The following is a 14,643-nucleotide window of genomic DNA, read 5'->3' on the forward strand; positions in this document are numbered from 1 at the left end:
AGAGGCCGGCCAAGCCGCCGGCTCCCCCTCAGAAAGCGGCGGCTTGGCCTCTGGCGGTGCCTTGTCGGGACAGCTCGAACGTCCTTCGGTCGTTCCGTAGGACCAGTACCGCCACATCGTCCGCGGGTCTGCCGGCCGTGTGGTGCAGGAGGGCCGTGAAGACCGTGCGCAGGACCGTCTGGGGCGTCACCGGTTGATCGCTCACGACCTCTCGCAGCACTGTCGGCAGCGAGAAGAACCGGCCGCGGGCGTCTCTGGCGTCCTCCGCTCCGTCCGTGAAGAGGACCAGGGACTCGCCCGGGAGCAGACGGCCGCACGAGGCCGCCTCCAACTCGGCGGGGAGCGGGAAGGGGCCCAGGGGCGGGAGCGGGTCGGCGCCCGTGAGGGGCTCCACCCGGGTGCCGCTGAGCAGGTACGGCCACGGGTGACCGCAGTTGAGGGCGCGCACCTCACCGTCCCGGGCGATCTCCAGGAGCAGGACGGTGACGAACTCCTCGGCGACCGGCGGACCCGGGTCCTGCCCGTTCGCCGGGTGGTCGGCACGGGACCGCTCACGCAGATGACGGGCGTGCGCCCGCTCCAACCGCCGCAGCACATGGCCGAGTTCGGCCTCGTCATGGGCGGCCTCACGGAAGCTGCCGAGGACGGCGGCGACGGTCCCGAGAGCGGCGAGTCCATGACCGCGTACGTCGCCCATGACCACGCGGACTCCGTACTCGGTGGCGACGGCCTCGTACAGATCACCGCCGATGGCCGCGCCGCGGTCGGCGGACAGCTGGGCCGCCGCCATGTTCAGCCCGTCGAGGCGGGGCGGCAGAGGCCGTAGCAGCACGCTCTGGGCGGCGCCGGCGACCCGGCGGACCTGCCTCAGTTCGCGCAGCAGGGCATGGCGGACATGGAATATCAGTCCGGTGCCGACGGCGAAGAACACGGCGCTGGTGACGATGCGTGCGCCGAGCCCGTCCTGCTGCGCGAGCGGGCAGCCGAACTTGTACGTGACCGCCACGGTTCCCCAGACCGTGGGCAGTACCGCTCCCCGCGCGGTGGGTGGCCGTGCCTTGATGCGGATCATGCCTCTGGTCCCCCATGTGGGCCCTGACAGAGCAGACGGACCGACCCCGAAAGGCCGGTCCGATTCTGTCGAGAGGCATGGCTCGGCAGGGCCAGATCCCCGCCGATTCCCACCCGAACGAGTGAGAACTCCCAGGCCAACCCGCATTTATGCAGCTGACAGCGGGGTCAACTCCCCAGGGGCGCGGGGCTGTGTTCACTATGCGGCTCCGCCGCGTGGGCGCGGCCGGCCACGACGAACCCGCAGCCGGCCGACGACAGAACTCCCGACGGCGATCAGCCCCGAAGCACAGCCCCGGTCCGCTCGCCCGCAAGGGCAACAGCCGCATCCCGAGCAGCAGACGCCTCGTCCACAGTCAGCGTCCGATCCCCCGCACGGAACCGCAGCGCATAGGCGAGAGACTTCTTCCCCTCACCCAGCTGCTCCGCGTTCTCGTACACATCGAACAGCCGAATGGACTCGAGCAGCTCACCCGCACCGGAACGCAGCGCCGCCTCGACCTCCGCGGCCGGCACCGGCTTGTCGACCACCAGGGCGACATCCTGCGTGGCGACCGGGAACGACGAGATGGACGGGGCCTGCGGAACGCCGTCGCCCACCGCCTCCAGCCCGTCCAGGTCCAGCTCCATCGCGCAGGTGCGCTCGGGCAGGCTCAGCGCCTTGGTGACCCGCGGGTGCAGCTCACCGGCGTGGCCCACGACCTGCTCCGTGCCGTCGGCTACGACGACCAGCTCGGCGCAGCGGCCGGGGTGCCAGGGACCGTACTGCCCCTTGCGCACGACCAGTTCCGCACCGGCCTCACGCGCGACAGCGCGCGCCGCCTCGACCGCGTCCGCCCAGCCGGCCGGACGACCACCGCCCCACCAGCCGGCCTGCTCGCGAGCGCCGGCGAGGACGACGGCCACGTGCCGCGGCTGGTCGGGCAGCGCGGCGTTCAGCTCCGCGATCTCCTCCCCGGTGGGACGCCGGTCCACGGGCAGGTGCCCGGCGACACGCCGCTCCTCGCGGGGCTGGAAGACCAGGCCCGTCTCGAAGAGCGCCAGGTCGTGCGAGCCCCGGCCGTGGTTGCGCCGCAGGGCACCCAGCAGGCCCGGCAGCAGGGTCGTACGGAGCGCGGGCTCCTCGTCGTTGAGCGGATTGACCAGCTTCACGACGCGGCGGGCCGGGTCGTCGGCCTCCAGGCCGAGCTGGTCGAAGACCTGCTCGCCGACGAACGGGTAGTTCGGCGCCTCGACGTAGCCCGCGCCGGCCAGCGCGCGGCCGACCCGGCGGTGCAGCCGCTGGCGGTGGGTCAGGCCGCGGCCCGAGGGGAGCTTGGGCAGCGTGGAGGGCAGGTTCTCGTAGCCCTCCAGCCGGATGACCTCTTCGGCCAGGTCGTTCGACTCGAGGAGGTCGGGCCGCCAGGACGGGACGGTGACGATCAGCTCGTCCTGCCCGTAGACGTCGCAGCCGATCTCCTGCAGGCGGCGGACGACGGTCTCGCGGCCGTACTCCACGCCCGCGACCTTGTCCGGGTGGTTCGCCGGAACGGTGATCGTGTGCGGGGCGGAGGGCGCGATGACCTCGGTGACACCGGCCTCGGCCGTACCACCCGCGAGCAGCACCAGCAGGTCCACGGTCCGCTGCGCGGCGGCCGCGGCGGCCTGCGGGTCGACGCCCCGCTCGAAGCGGCGGGAGGCCTCCGAGGACAGCTTGTGGCGGCGGGCCGTACGCGCGATGGAGACGGCGTCGAAGTGGGCCGCCTCGATGACCACGTCGGACGTGGCGTTCTCGAGGTCGTCGTGGTCGGCGATCTCCGTGTTGGCGCCGCCCATGACACCGGCGAGGCCGATCGGGCCGCGCTCGTCGATGATGACGAGGTCCTCGGCGTGCAGCTTGCGCTCCACGCCGTCGAGGGTGAGGAGCTTCTCGCCCTCCTCGGCCCGGCGCACGCCGATCGTGCCCTGGACCAGCCCCCGGTCGTAGGCGTGCAGCGGCTGGCCCAGCTCCATCATCACGTAGTTCGTGACGTCGACGGCGAGCGAGATCGGGCGCATGCCGACCTTCTGCAGCCGGCGCTGCAGCCAGATCGGGGAGCGTGCCTCGGGGCTCAGACCGGTGACGGTGCGGGCGGTGAAGCGGTCGCAGCCGGCCGGGTCGGAGACCTGCACCGGGTAGCCGAACGCGTTCGGGCCGGGCACGTCGAGCAGCGCCGGGTCGCGCAGCGGAAGGCCGTAGGCGATGGCGGTCTCGCGGGCGACACCGCGGATGGACAGGCAGTCGCCGCGGTTGGCGGTGACGGCGATGTCGAGGACCTCGTCGACCAGCTCCAGCAGCTCGATGGCGTCCTTGCCGACCTCGGTCTCCGGCGGCAGCACGATGATGCCGTGGCCGCCGTCGTCGCCCATGCCCAGCTCCTCGGTGGAGCAGATCATGCCGTGGGACGTCTTGCCGTAGGTCTTGCGGGCGGAGATCGAGAAGCCGCCCGGCAGCGTGGCGCCGGGGAGGACCACGACGACCTTGTCGCCGACGGCGAAGTTGCGGGCGCCGCAGACGATCTCCTGGGGCTCGCCGGTGCCGTTGGCCTGGCCGACGTCGACGGTGCAGAAGCGGATCGGCTTCTTGAAGCCCTCCAGCTCCTCGATGGTCAGCACCTGGCCCACGGCCAGCGGGCCCTTGAGGTCGGCGCCGAGGTGCTCGACGGTCTCGACCTCAAGACCTGCGGAAATGAGCTTGGCCTGGACGTCGCGGCCGGTCTCCGTCGCCGGCAGGTCGACGTACTCCCGCAGCCAAGAAAGCGGGACCCGCATCAGATCTCCATCCCGAACGGCCGGGTGAACCGGACGTCACCCTCGACCATGTCTCGCATGTCTTCGACGTTGTGGCGGAACATCAGCATCCGCTCGATGCCGAACCCGAACGCGAAACCGCTGTACTTCTCCGGGTCGACGCCGCAGGCGGCCAGCACCTTGGGGTTGACCATGCCGCAGCCGCCCAGCTCGATCCAGCCCTCGCTGGAGCAGGTGCGGCAGGGCCGGTCGGGGTTGCCGACGGACTCGCCCTTGCAGACGTAGCAGAGCATGTCCATCTCGGCGGACGGCTCGGTGAACGGGAAGAAGTTCGGCCGCAGCCGGGTCTTCATGCCCTCACCGAACAGCGCCTGGACCATATGGTCCAGGGTGCCCTTGAGGTCGGACATGGTCAGGCCCTCGTCCACGGCGAGCAGCTCGACCTGGTGGAAGACCGGGGTGTGCGTGGCGTCCAGCTCGTCGGTGCGGTACACGCGGCCGGGGCAGATCACGTACACCGGCAGCTCGCGGTCGAGCAGGGAGCGGATCTGGACGGGCGAGGTGTGGGTGCGCAGCACGACACCGGACTCGGCGGTGCCGTCCGGGCCCTCCACGAAGAAGGTGTCGGCCTCGCCGCGGGCCGGGTGGTCCGGGCCGATGTTGAGGGCGTCGAAGTTGAACCACTCGGCCTCGACCTGCGGGCCCTCGGCGACCTCGTAGCCCATGGCCACGAAGACGTCCTCGATGCGCTCGGACAGCGTGGTCAGCGGGTGCCGGGCGCCGGCCGGGACGCGGTCGTGGGGGAGCGTGACGTCCACGTCCTCCTCGACCAGCACGCGGGCGTCGCGCTCGGCCTCCAGCTCGCCCTGGCGGGCGGCGAGGGCCTTGTTCACGGCGCCGCGGGCCATGCCGACGCGCTTGCCGGCCTCGGCCTTGGCGTGCGGGGGCAGGGCGCCGATCTCGCGGTTGGCGAGGGCCAGCGGGGAGGCGGGGCCGGTGTGGGCGACCTTGGCCTCGTGGAGCGCGTCGAGGGAGTCCGCGGCGGCGAAGGCGGCGAGCGCCTCGTCCCGCATCCGCTCGATCTCTTCCGGTTTCAACGCCTCGACCTCGACAGGGTCGTACGACTTATTGGGTGCGGACATCTCTTCCCGTGCTTCCGATGGGCTGGCGGATGGTCCCCGTCACCGACTCGTGAGGGCCGCGTGAAGGACACAAAGGTGCCAAAGGCCGAGTCTAACGGGGTGGGGGTGGACGAATGGCCCGTGGGCCGCTAGGCGAGATACGCCGGGGCTGCCACGGGCAAGATAAATCGGAACTCGGCGCCGCCGCCGATGGCGCGGCCGACCGTGATGATGCCGCCGTGGGCCTCGACGATGCCCTTGACGATGTACAGCCCCAGACCCGTGCCGCCGCGCTTGCTGCCCCGCCAGAAGCGGGTGAAGACGCGGTTCATGGATTCCTCCGGGATGCCGGGCCCCTCGTCGCTCACCGTGACCGACGTGCCGGTTTCCTCGCCTTCGCGCGGGGATGCCGAGGGTGTGACATCAATGGTGACGGTTCCCTCGCCGTGCCGCACGGCATTTTCCAGCAGGTTGCTGAGCACCTGGTCGACCTTGTCGGGGTCGGCCCACAGGGCGGGCAGCGGCTGCTCGATGCGCAGCAGGAAGCGGTCGGCGGGCTGCCCGGCGGCGACGTAGGCCTGGATGTGCCGGCCGACGGCCGCGCCTATGTCCACGGGCTGGCGCCTGACCTCCAGCCGCCCGCTGTCGATCCGCGAGATGTCCAGCAGCTCGGCGATGAGCCGGGTGACGCGGTCGGCGTCGGCGTCGACGGTCTCCAGCATCAGCCGTTTCTGGTCGTCGGTGAAGCGTTCCCATTTGGCGAGGAGCGTGGCGGTGAAGCCCTTGACGGAGGTCAGCGGGGAGCGCAGCTCGTGGGCGACGGTGGCGATCAGCTCGGCGTGGCTGCGCTCGGTGCGGCGGCGGGCCTCGGTGTCCCGCAGGGAGATGACGACACGGTGGACGGCCCCGAGGGGTTCGGCGCGCACGTACCGGGCCGAGACCAGCACCTCCCGCCCGCCGGGCAGCAGCAGGTTGCGCTCGGGCTGCCGTACCCGGATGGCGAGACCGCCGTAGGGGTCGGTGAGCTGCCACCAGCGCCTGCCCTCCAGGTCCTCCAGGGGCAGGGCCCTGTCCAGCTGCTGCCCGAGGGCGTCGGCGGCACGGACGGCGGTGATGCGTTCGGCGGCGGCGTTGAAGCAGATCACCCGGCCGCGGTCGTCGGCGACGACCAGGCCGTCGGGCAGCTGGTCGGGGTCGATGCCGAGGCCGGTCTCGGCACCGTCGCCGTGCCGGGGCGCGGGGGTGCGGCGCACGTCCCGCCCGTCCGGCGCAGTGCTGGTGCCGACCACACTCATCCCCGTACCCCACCTCTCAGACGGCGCAGGGCCTCGAGCTGGCCACCCTACTAGCTCTCGGTGACGGTGCGGCACCCTCCGGAGGCGCGCTGTGCACGGGCCGACGCATAGAGACATACGGCGGCGGCCGTGGCGAGGTTCAGGCTCTCGGCCTTCCCGTGGATGGGGACGCGGACGACGGCGTCGGCGAGGTCGCGGGTCTCCTCCGGGAGCCCCCAGGCCTCGTTGCCGAACACCCAAGCGGTGGGTCCGCCCATCGTGCCCTTGTCCAGTTCCTCGTCCAGGTCGCGGTCACCGGCTCCGTCTGCGGCGAGGATCCGCACGCCGGCGTCCTTCAGCCCCGCCACGGCGTGCTCGACGGGTACGCCGACGGCGACCGGCAGATGGAACAGGGAGCCCACGGAGGCGCGTACGGCCTTGGGGTTGTACACGTCGACGGAGGCGTCGGTGAGGACGACCGCCTCGGCTCCGGCGGCGTCGGCACAGCGCAGCACGGTGCCGGCGTTGCCCGGGTCGCGGACGTGCGCGAGCACGGCGACGAGCTTGGGCCGGGCGGCGAGGACGTCCTCGAAGGGGGTGTCCAGGAACCGGCAGACACCGACCAGTCCCTGCGGGGTGACAGTGGTGGAGATGTCGGCGATGACGTCCTCGGAGGCGAGGTGCACCCGGGCTCCGGCGCCGCGGGCCTCTCCGACGATGTCGGCGTACCGCTCCGCGGCCTCCACGGTGGCGAACAGCTCGACGAGGGTCGCCTGCCCGCCGGCCCGATGCCCGGCGGCCTCCCGCACGGCCTGCGGCCCCTCGGCGAGGAACAGCCGGTCCTTACCCCGGAAGTTCCGCTTGGCAAGCCGCCGCGCGGCGCTCACACGGGCGGACCGGGGTGAGATCAGCTCGGGGCTGACGGGGGGCATGAAAGTCACCTCTGCTTCGAAACACAAGCGGACCCGCAGGCTTCCGCAGCCTGCGGGTCCCTTCAGTCACGTCGGCCTGGAGCCGGCGCGGCGTCACGCAGCCTTGGGGGCGTTCACGTCCGCCGGCAGCGCCTTCTGGGCGACCTCGACGAGGGCGGCGAAGGCACCCGCGTCGTTGACGGCCAGCTCGGCCAGGATCTTGCGGTCGACCTCGACGTTCGCGGCCTTCAGACCCTGGATGAAGCGGTTGTACGTGATGCCGTTGGCGCGGGCAGCGGCGTTGATGCGCTGGATCCACAGCTGACGGAAGTCGCCCTTGCGCTTCTTGCGGTCGTTGTAGTTGTAGACCAGCGAGTGGGTGACCTGCTCCTTGGCCTTGCGGTACAGGCGCGAGCGCTGACCGCGGTAGCCGGAGGCCGCCTCGAGGATCGCCCGGCGCTTCTTGTGGGCGTTGACTGCCCGCTTGACGCGTGCCACTTGTTAACTCCTTGTAGCGGGGCCGTGGGGGTGCTCACACGACCCGGAAACGATTGGGTCCCGGTCCAGACGTACGGCGCTCGGACGGCGCCGCGACGTCACTTGCCGAGAAGCTTCTTGATCTTCGCGGCGTCGCCCGGGGCCATCTCGGCGTTGCCGGTGAGGCGACGCGTCACGCGGGACGACTTGTGCTCGAGCAGGTGGCGCTTGCCGGCGCGCTCACGGAGCACCTTGCCGGAGCCGGTGACCTTGAAGCGCTTGCTGGCACCGCTGTGCGACTTGTTCTTCGGCATAGCGCCGTTCTCTCCTCGTCGGTGGCGTTCCGGTGCCCGGTCGCGAAACCGGGCACGGTGGAACGTCGCTCTTGTATCGGTTACATCCTCGGGGACTCGCGTCCCCCGGGATCACGCCTCGGCGGAAGCCTCGGCCGGAGCCTCGGCCGGATCCTCTTCAGGCTGAGCGTCGGCGGCGTTCTGCGAACGACCGGGGTTCGCCTTCGCTTCGGCCTTGCGGGCCTCCTGCGCCTGACGCGCCTCGGCCATCGCCTCGGTCTTCTTCTTGTGCGGACCGAGAACCATGATCATGTTGCGGCCGTCCTGCTTCGGGTTCGACTCGACGAAACCGAGCTCCTGGACGTCCTCCGCCAGCCGCTGCAGCAGTCGGTAGCCGAGCTCCGGCCGGGACTGCTCGCGACCACGGAACATGATCGTGATCTTGACCTTGTCGCCCTGCTTGAGGAACCGGACGACGTGACCCTTCTTGGTGTCATAGTCGTGCGGGTCGATCTTCGGCCGGAGCTTCATCTCCTTGATGACCGTGTGCGCCTGGTTCTTGCGCGCCTCACGGGCCTTCATGGCCGACTCGTACTTGAACTTCCCGTAGTCCATGAGCTTGCACACGGGCGGACGGGCGTTCGCCGCGACCTCGACCAGGTCCAGGTCGTACTCCTGCGCAAGCTCCAGTGCCTTCGCCAGCGGGACGATGCCCACCTGCTCGCCACTGGGACCGACAAGTCGCACCTCGGGAACGCGAATCCGGTCGTTGATGCGGGGCTCGGCGCTGATGGATCCTCCTCGGTAGCACCACACGGCGGTCTGGCGGACAGCCGCGTATGTCTCTTTTCGTTAGACCTAACCGCGCCGAAGCACAAAAAATGCCCCGGACGATCACAGGCGGGGCTCCAAAAGACAACCGGAGCACCGCCGCGATGACCGCGGGGCGCACATCGGGCGACTCCATCGTCCGTACGGAACGATGGTGGCCGCCTGACCGGATGACCCGCCGTCCCTCAGGACGGTCAGGTGGGAGATCGGAGCCTCCACTTGTTGGTTGGGCACAGTCATGTCCAACCGGTCGCCCACCAGATTAGCAGGATCGCTTGACAAGGGCTAATTGAGGCCGGGTGGGGCTGATGCAGACACCCGCCCGCCCTCGCCTATCGTGTGGAGCATGAGTGAGACCCCTCCTGAGAACACCGACTTCGACGCGATGACCCGGGACATCGCCGAGGTCCCCGCCGTCGAGGTGATCGTGACGGTCGCCGTCAACCTGATGAGCGCCGCCGCCGTGAAGCTCGGGCTGAGCGAGGAGGGCGACAAGTACAAGGACCTGGACGAGGCCCGCAAGCTGATCACCGGTCTCGCCGGCCTGCTGGACGCGAGCGCGACCGAGATCAGCTCCTTCCACGCGGCCCCGCTGCGGGACGGCCTGAAGTCGCTGCAGCTGGCGTTCCGCGAGGCGTCGATCGTCCCGGACGAGCCGGGCCAGGGTCCGGGCGAGAAGTACACCGGACCGGTCTACGGCTAGACCGGCCACGGCTGACCGGTCCCCGTACGCCGGCTCGTCCCGTACGGCGACTCATCCCCGCACGAACAAGGGCTCGCCCGGAGGCGTGGTCCCGGCCGGCAGCAGTGCCAGGTCGAGGCCGCGCACCAGGCGGGCCCGCAGTGTTTCGTCGGCGGCCAACCGCTCGGCGACCGTTCGGGCGGCCTCGGCGGGCGCGGCGGCCGGGTCGAGGACGAGGGCGAGGGTGCCGTCGGCCCGGCCGGGCCCGAGGTGCGCGCGCAGGACGGCGGGCTCGGCGGCCACGGCGGCGCGTACGGCCTCGACGACGGCCGGGTCGGCGAGCGGGTCCGTGCTGGTCCGGCCCTCGGCGAGGGCGAGCAGCGCGGGGCCGGTCAGCTCGAAGGGCACCGGTCCGGCCAGGTCCAGGACGACCGTGTCCGCCTTCTCGTGCGCGGCCGCCTGCAGCGCCTGGTGCAGGGGTACGGCGACCGGGCGGGCCGCCGGGTCCCAGCGGGCCAGGGAGTCGGTGGAGGTGAAGGCGGGCAGGGCGGTGCGGTCGCCTGCCTTCAGCGTGGGTACGGCCATGTCGCTGGTCTTCTCGCGGCGCAGCCCGTTCTCGTCCTCCTCGACCTCGCCGAGCACGGCCACCACGGGCACGAGCAGCCGGGCGCCCTTGAGCGCCTCCAGGACGGGGCCGACGGCGGTGCGGTCCTCGGCCCAGGCGGCGAGCGCGGCGCTCAGCCGGGGGTCGGCGGAGCCGTCGTCGTCGGAGAAGCCGGGGTCGGGAATGTTCTTGTTCGCCACGGTCACCGACCCTATAGGGGGGAAGCTGCTGGGCTTGTGCGGGGCCGGAAACCGGGCCGTCACCGGCCTCACAGGAATCTCAGCATTCCCTGACGCAGATCTAACGTCCGTCTAACGGAGCGCACAGTCCCCGCCCCGAGCATCGCGGGCATGGAGTCCCCCAGAGCCAGTCGCCGCCGCCGTGCCCGCCGCTCCCGACGCCCGCTGCTCTTCACCGCGCTGGCCGTGGTCACCGTCGGCGGGGTCACGGCGGGCGGCACGGTCTATGTGAAGGCGCGGGCGCACTCCGGTGCCGGGGCCGTATCGTCGGCGGGGTCGCCGTCGGCCTCCACCTCGGTCACGGCGGGCGAGGAGGCATCGGTGGAACCCGCGACTTCGGCGTCGGCCGTGGACCGGAAGGCGCTGCTGTCCAAGGCCATGACCGCGGTGAGCGTGCCGTCCGGCGCGGAGGTGTCGACGGCGGTGCTGGAAGTGGACTCCGGGGAGAGCGCCGGGTACGGCGAGGCCGCCTTCGACACGGCGAGCATCGTCAAGGTGGACATCCTGGCGACGCTGCTGCTGCAGGCGCAGGAGGCCGGGCGGCATCTGACGGCTTCCGAGAAGGCCTACGCCACGAAGATGATCGAGAACAGTGACAACGCGTCCGCGACGGCCCTGTGGCACACGATCGGGCGGGCGGACGGGCTGGACGCGGCGAACGAGCGGTTCGGTCTTTCGGCGACCTCGGGTGGTGACGGTGAGCTGTGGGGGCTGACTCAGACCACGGCGGCCGATCAACTGATGCTGCTTCAGCAGGTGTTCGGGGAGGAGTCGTTGCTGAGTGCGGCCTCGCGGACGTATGTGCAGGGGCTGATGAAGGGTGTGGAGGCCGATCAGCAGTGGGGGGTTTCGGCTGCCGCCGTGGGGTCCTCGTGGGCTTTGAAGAACGGGTGGCTGGCGCGTAGTACGACGGGGCTGTGGGACGTCAACAGCATCGGGCGGGTGACGGTGGACGGCTCCGACTACCTGGTGGCCGTGTTGTCCAAGGGGACGGTGAGTCAGGCGAAGGGGATCGCGTTGGTGGAGGCTGCTGCGAAGGCGGCGGTGTCTTCGTTCGCCTCGTCCTAGGAAGAGGTCCTGCGGTTTCTCCACAGGACCACGGCCGCCACCAGCAGGACTCCGCCGATGCTGCCCGCCAGGGGGCCCGCCCAGTCGGAGGTGGACGTGGTGGACTTGGGGGTGTCCGGGCCGGGGCCGAAGTACTTCTTGTCGTACGACGCCGGGCGCAGGCCCTTCGGCTTGAGCTCGGCCGCTGCCCTGAGGGCTGCCGCCGGGTCGATCATGCCGAAGCCCCGGGAGTCGTCGCGGCCGCCCACCGGGGCGTCGCGGGCCGTGTCCTCGAGGAGCTTCTTGACCTGGGCCGGGGTCAGGGTGGGGTGGGCCGCCTTGATCAGGGCCGCGGCGCCCGAGACGAAGGCGGAGGCGGCCGAGGTGCCCCAGCCCTCGTAGTACTTGTGGTCGGGGTCGGCGATCACGACGTTCACGCCCGGCGCGCTGACCGCGGCGTACCAGCGGCGGGTGGAGAAGGAGGCACGCGTGCCGAACTTGTCCACGGCGGTGGCGGCGATGACGCCGGGGTAGGCGGCCGGGTAGGAGACGTGGTCGCCCTTGTCGCCGCCGTTGCCCGCGGAGGCCACGACGACCACGCCCTTCTTCAGGGCGTACTGCACGGCCTCGTCCTCGCTGGGCTCCGGGTGGGCGGAGTTGGAGTCGTCGCCGAGGGAGAGGTTGATGACGTCGGCGCCGTGGTCGGCGGCCCAGCGGATGCCGTCGGCGAGGGCGTCGCCGCGGGTGGTGCGGGCCTTGGCACGGGCGGGGTCGCCGTCCTCGAGGATGACCCGCACGGGCAGGATCTTCGCCTCGGGCGCGACGCCCATGACGCCCTCGGTGTTGCCGGGTCCGTGGCCGTGCCCGGCGATGATGCCGGCCATGGCGGTGCCGTGCCGGGCCCAGGTGCGGTCGCCGGGCTCGGCGCCGAAGCCGATCATGTCCTTGGTGGACAGGACGTTGCCGGCGAGGTCCGGGTGGTCGGCCTCGACTCCGGTGTCCAGGACGGCGACGGTGACGCCCTGGCCCTTGGTGGTGCGCCAGGCCTCGTCGAGGTGGAGGGCGGACAGGCCCCACTGCTGGGCGCGGATGCCGTCGGCATGGGCCTCGGCGGACGGCAGCAGGACGAGGGAGCCGGCGAGCAGGAGGCTCACCGCCGACCCGGTCACCCGCGCGCGGCGGTGGCCGCGCATCGTTCGCCTCATGACGGTTTCTCCGTGGCCGAGCTGACGGTCTGGCGCAGTCGCCGTTCGACGCGGTCGGCCAGGCCCTGGGCCTCGTTGCCGAGACCGGCCTGGGCGGGTGCCGAGGTGGCGCCGGAGCGGAGGGCGTCCGCGGCGGGCTGGGGCGAGTCGACGGTGCGGCCGTCGGCCCATCCGGAGACGGAATAGGCGACGACGGGGGCGTCGGTGAGGACGGAGAGGGTCCAACTGGCGCGCTGCTTGTCGCCGAAGCCGGCCGCGGCGGTGCCCTTGGCGGCGTACGGCCGGGGCATCAGGTCGCTGCGGCGGTCCAGGTGCTCGTCGCGGAAGCGGGCGGCGAGCGAGGACATGGCGGCGGAGTCGCCCTTGGTGAAGAGCAGGCCGACGGTGGTGACGTAGGTCTGGGTGGCGTCGGTGTAGGTGGCGCGCAGGAGCCGCTGGCAGCCGACGGGGGCGAGCACCTTGTGCAGCAGGGGGTCGAAGGCGTCGGCGCACTTGGTGTCCGGGGCGACGGCGATCCGCGTCCAGGTCCGGTCGGCACCGCCGGGTCCGGCGCCGGTGCCCTGGAGGGTGGGCGGGAAGAGCCGGTCGACGGGCACGTTGTGCCACAGCGTCGCGGCCGCGGTGAACCCGTTCCCGGCCGGGCCGTCCCCGCCGTCCCCGGTGAGCCAACTCCCGGTCACGGCACCGCCGATGAGGCCGAGTCCGAGGACCAGGCAGGCGGCGGCAGCGGCGGTCCGGGGACCTACGCGCACGCCCAGCGGCCGCGCCCGCATCCGCTCGTCGTACCCCTCGGGTTCCCCGAACGACACGACGGGCCGAGCGGCGGTCCCGGCGCTCCAGGAGAGGGCCGGGTCCGGCGAGGACGGCGGAGGGCTCACGGGGTGCGCGGGGTCGTTCGGGCTCCAGGCACTCCGGAGGCCGCGCGCCGGGGGCCTTGGGGGTGGCAGCGGAGAGGTCGGGCGGGTGCCGGCGGGGGCCTGCGCGGAGGCCTGACGGCCGTCGGACGGCGTGGCCGCGGAACCCGGACGGCCGGGAACGGACTCCCCCGGGCGACCGGCGAGCGGCGCGGAGGCAGAACCCGCACGGCCCGGAGCAGGCTCCAACGGATGGCCCGCGGACGACACGGACGCAGAACCCGCACCACCCGAGGCAGACTCCCCCGGACGACCGGCGAACGACGCGGACGCGGGGCCGGGGTGCTGCGGCTCGGTCGCCGACCGGATCGGCCGCAGCGGGGCCGTCGTCTCCGAGAGGGACTCCGCGGGCGCCGCGGGTCGGCGGGGCGGGGTGCCCGGGTACGGCGTCGCCACGGAATCGACACGGCCGGGAGCGGACTCCTCCGGACGGCCCGCGGACGGCGCGGACACGGAACCCGGACGGCCGGGAACGGAATCCCCCGAACGACCGGCGAACGACGCGGACGCAGAACCCGCACCACCCGAAGCAGACTCCCCCGAACGACCGGCGAACGACGCGGACGCAGAACCCGCACCACCCGAAGCAGACTCCCCCGAACGGCCCGCGGACGGCGTGGCCGCCGGGCCGGGGTGCTGCGGCTCGGGCGTCGGGCGGATCGGGCGGAGCCGGGTCGTCGTCTCCGTGAGGGACTCCGCAGGTGCTCCCGCACGGGGCGGCAGGGTCGTGGCGGCCCGTTCGGCGCGTGCCTTGCGGCCCGTGCTCGGTGCCGTGTCGGGGAGGCGGCCCGCGCTCGGCGGGGCGTCGGGGAAGCGGGCCGAGGCGGGGGGCGGCGGCGGGCTCACCAGGTCGGGGGCCTCGGGCACGGCGGAAGGCCGGAAGGCGGCGAAGCGGGTGGGGCCCGCGCCGGGCGCCTGCCCCGGGCGGTCGGACTGTTCCTCCCCCGGCGCCCGTGTGGTCGCGTTCCGGATGGCGCGGGGTGCGAAGACGGAGGGCTCTTCGTCGAGGTCCTCGGAGCCCGGTACGGCCGGGATCGGCGCCGGCCCTGCGGAAACCGTCCGGTACCCGGCCGGTTCGCGGGCGCCCGTCGGTGCCGACGGTCCGGCCGTCGGTGCCCCTGCGGGCGTGGTCGGCGACGGGGGTTCGGGGGTGGGGCCGGGCGGCGGATCCGTCGGGCGTGGCGGTACGGGGGCGCGGCGCGCTT

At 72.3% G+C, this 14,643-nt stretch carries 13 protein-coding genes; 2 read left to right on the top strand and 11 right to left on the bottom strand.

Annotated elements, in window-relative coordinates:
• Nucleotides 1–28: 28 nt before the first annotated feature.
• From ACIF83_RS32555 to infC, 8 genes are all read right to left on the bottom strand, one after another.
• On the bottom strand, nucleotides 29–1,072 hold the full coding sequence (locus ACIF83_RS32555; protein WP_399732296.1) for a PP2C family protein-serine/threonine phosphatase: 1,044 nt from the start codon (nucleotides 1,070–1,072) through the stop codon (nucleotides 29–31).
• 275 nt (nucleotides 1,073–1,347) lie between these two features.
• Nucleotides 1,348–3,861 (bottom strand): phenylalanine--tRNA ligase subunit beta, encoded by a 2,514-nt coding sequence (gene pheT / locus ACIF83_RS32560; protein WP_399732300.1) that lies wholly within the window; start codon nucleotides 3,859–3,861, stop codon nucleotides 1,348–1,350.
• The gene (gene pheS, locus ACIF83_RS32565; protein WP_393476009.1) at nucleotides 3,861–4,982 is read right to left on the bottom strand and encodes a phenylalanine--tRNA ligase subunit alpha; all 1,122 of its coding nucleotides are present in this window, start codon (nucleotides 4,980–4,982) and stop codon (nucleotides 3,861–3,863) included. The genes pheT and pheS overlap by 1 nt, the downstream gene beginning before the upstream one ends.
• 128 nt (nucleotides 4,983–5,110) lie before the next feature.
• Nucleotides 5,111–6,256 (bottom strand): ATP-binding protein, encoded by a 1,146-nt coding sequence (locus ACIF83_RS32570; protein ID WP_393476012.1) that lies wholly within the window; start codon nucleotides 6,254–6,256, stop codon nucleotides 5,111–5,113.
• Nucleotides 6,257–6,306: 50 nt separating this feature from the next.
• On the bottom strand, nucleotides 6,307–7,167 hold the full coding sequence (locus ACIF83_RS32575) for a TrmH family RNA methyltransferase (RefSeq protein ID WP_399732303.1): 861 nt from the start codon (nucleotides 7,165–7,167) through the stop codon (nucleotides 6,307–6,309).
• 93 nt (nucleotides 7,168–7,260) lie between these two features.
• On the bottom strand, nucleotides 7,261–7,644 hold the full coding sequence (gene rplT / locus ACIF83_RS32580) for a 50S ribosomal protein L20 (RefSeq protein ID WP_018549117.1): 384 nt from the start codon (nucleotides 7,642–7,644) through the stop codon (nucleotides 7,261–7,263).
• Nucleotides 7,645–7,742: 98 nt separating this feature from the next.
• Nucleotides 7,743–7,937, bottom strand: a complete 195-nt coding sequence (gene rpmI, locus ACIF83_RS32585; RefSeq protein WP_004933563.1) for a 50S ribosomal protein L35 — start codon at nucleotides 7,935–7,937, stop codon at nucleotides 7,743–7,745.
• Nucleotides 7,938–8,048: 111 nt separating this feature from the next.
• A complete protein-coding gene (gene infC / locus ACIF83_RS32590) occupies nucleotides 8,049–8,732 on the bottom strand; it encodes a translation initiation factor IF-3 (protein ID WP_393476020.1) in 684 nt (227 codons plus the stop codon).
• A 361-nt stretch (nucleotides 8,733–9,093) separates the two neighbouring features.
• Here infC and ACIF83_RS32595 point away from each other — a divergent pair, with 361 nt between their 5' ends.
• A complete protein-coding gene (locus ACIF83_RS32595) occupies nucleotides 9,094–9,450 on the top strand; it encodes a DUF1844 domain-containing protein (RefSeq protein ID WP_145881329.1) in 357 nt (118 codons plus the stop codon).
• Between the two features lie 51 nt (nucleotides 9,451–9,501).
• Here the strand turns inward: ACIF83_RS32595 and ACIF83_RS32600 are convergent, their stop codons facing one another.
• Nucleotides 9,502–10,233, bottom strand: a complete 732-nt coding sequence (locus tag ACIF83_RS32600; protein ID WP_393476023.1) for an SseB family protein — start codon at nucleotides 10,231–10,233, stop codon at nucleotides 9,502–9,504.
• A 150-nt stretch (nucleotides 10,234–10,383) separates the two neighbouring features.
• On the opposite strand from ACIF83_RS32600, the gene ACIF83_RS32605 reads away from it, so the two are divergent.
• Nucleotides 10,384–11,340, top strand: a complete 957-nt coding sequence (locus tag ACIF83_RS32605; protein WP_399732308.1) for a serine hydrolase — start codon at nucleotides 10,384–10,386, stop codon at nucleotides 11,338–11,340.
• Here ACIF83_RS32605 and mycP read toward each other — a convergent pair.
• Nucleotides 11,337–12,524, bottom strand: coding sequence for a type VII secretion-associated serine protease mycosin (gene mycP, locus ACIF83_RS32610; RefSeq protein WP_398139548.1), 1,188 nt, complete (start codon nucleotides 12,522–12,524; stop codon nucleotides 11,337–11,339). The two genes, ACIF83_RS32605 and mycP, sit on opposite strands and share 4 nt — an antisense overlap.
• Entirely contained in the window at nucleotides 12,521–13,402 is an 882-nt protein-coding gene (locus ACIF83_RS32615) for a hypothetical protein (protein ID WP_393476032.1), read from the bottom strand. Before ACIF83_RS32615 ends, mycP begins: the two co-directional genes overlap by 4 nt.
• Between the last annotated feature and the right edge of the window lie 1,241 nt (nucleotides 13,403–14,643).

The sequence above is a fragment of the Streptomyces sp. NPDC085866 genome, assembly GCF_044541035.1.
GTDB lineage: Bacteria > Actinomycetota > Actinomycetes > Streptomycetales > Streptomycetaceae > Streptomyces.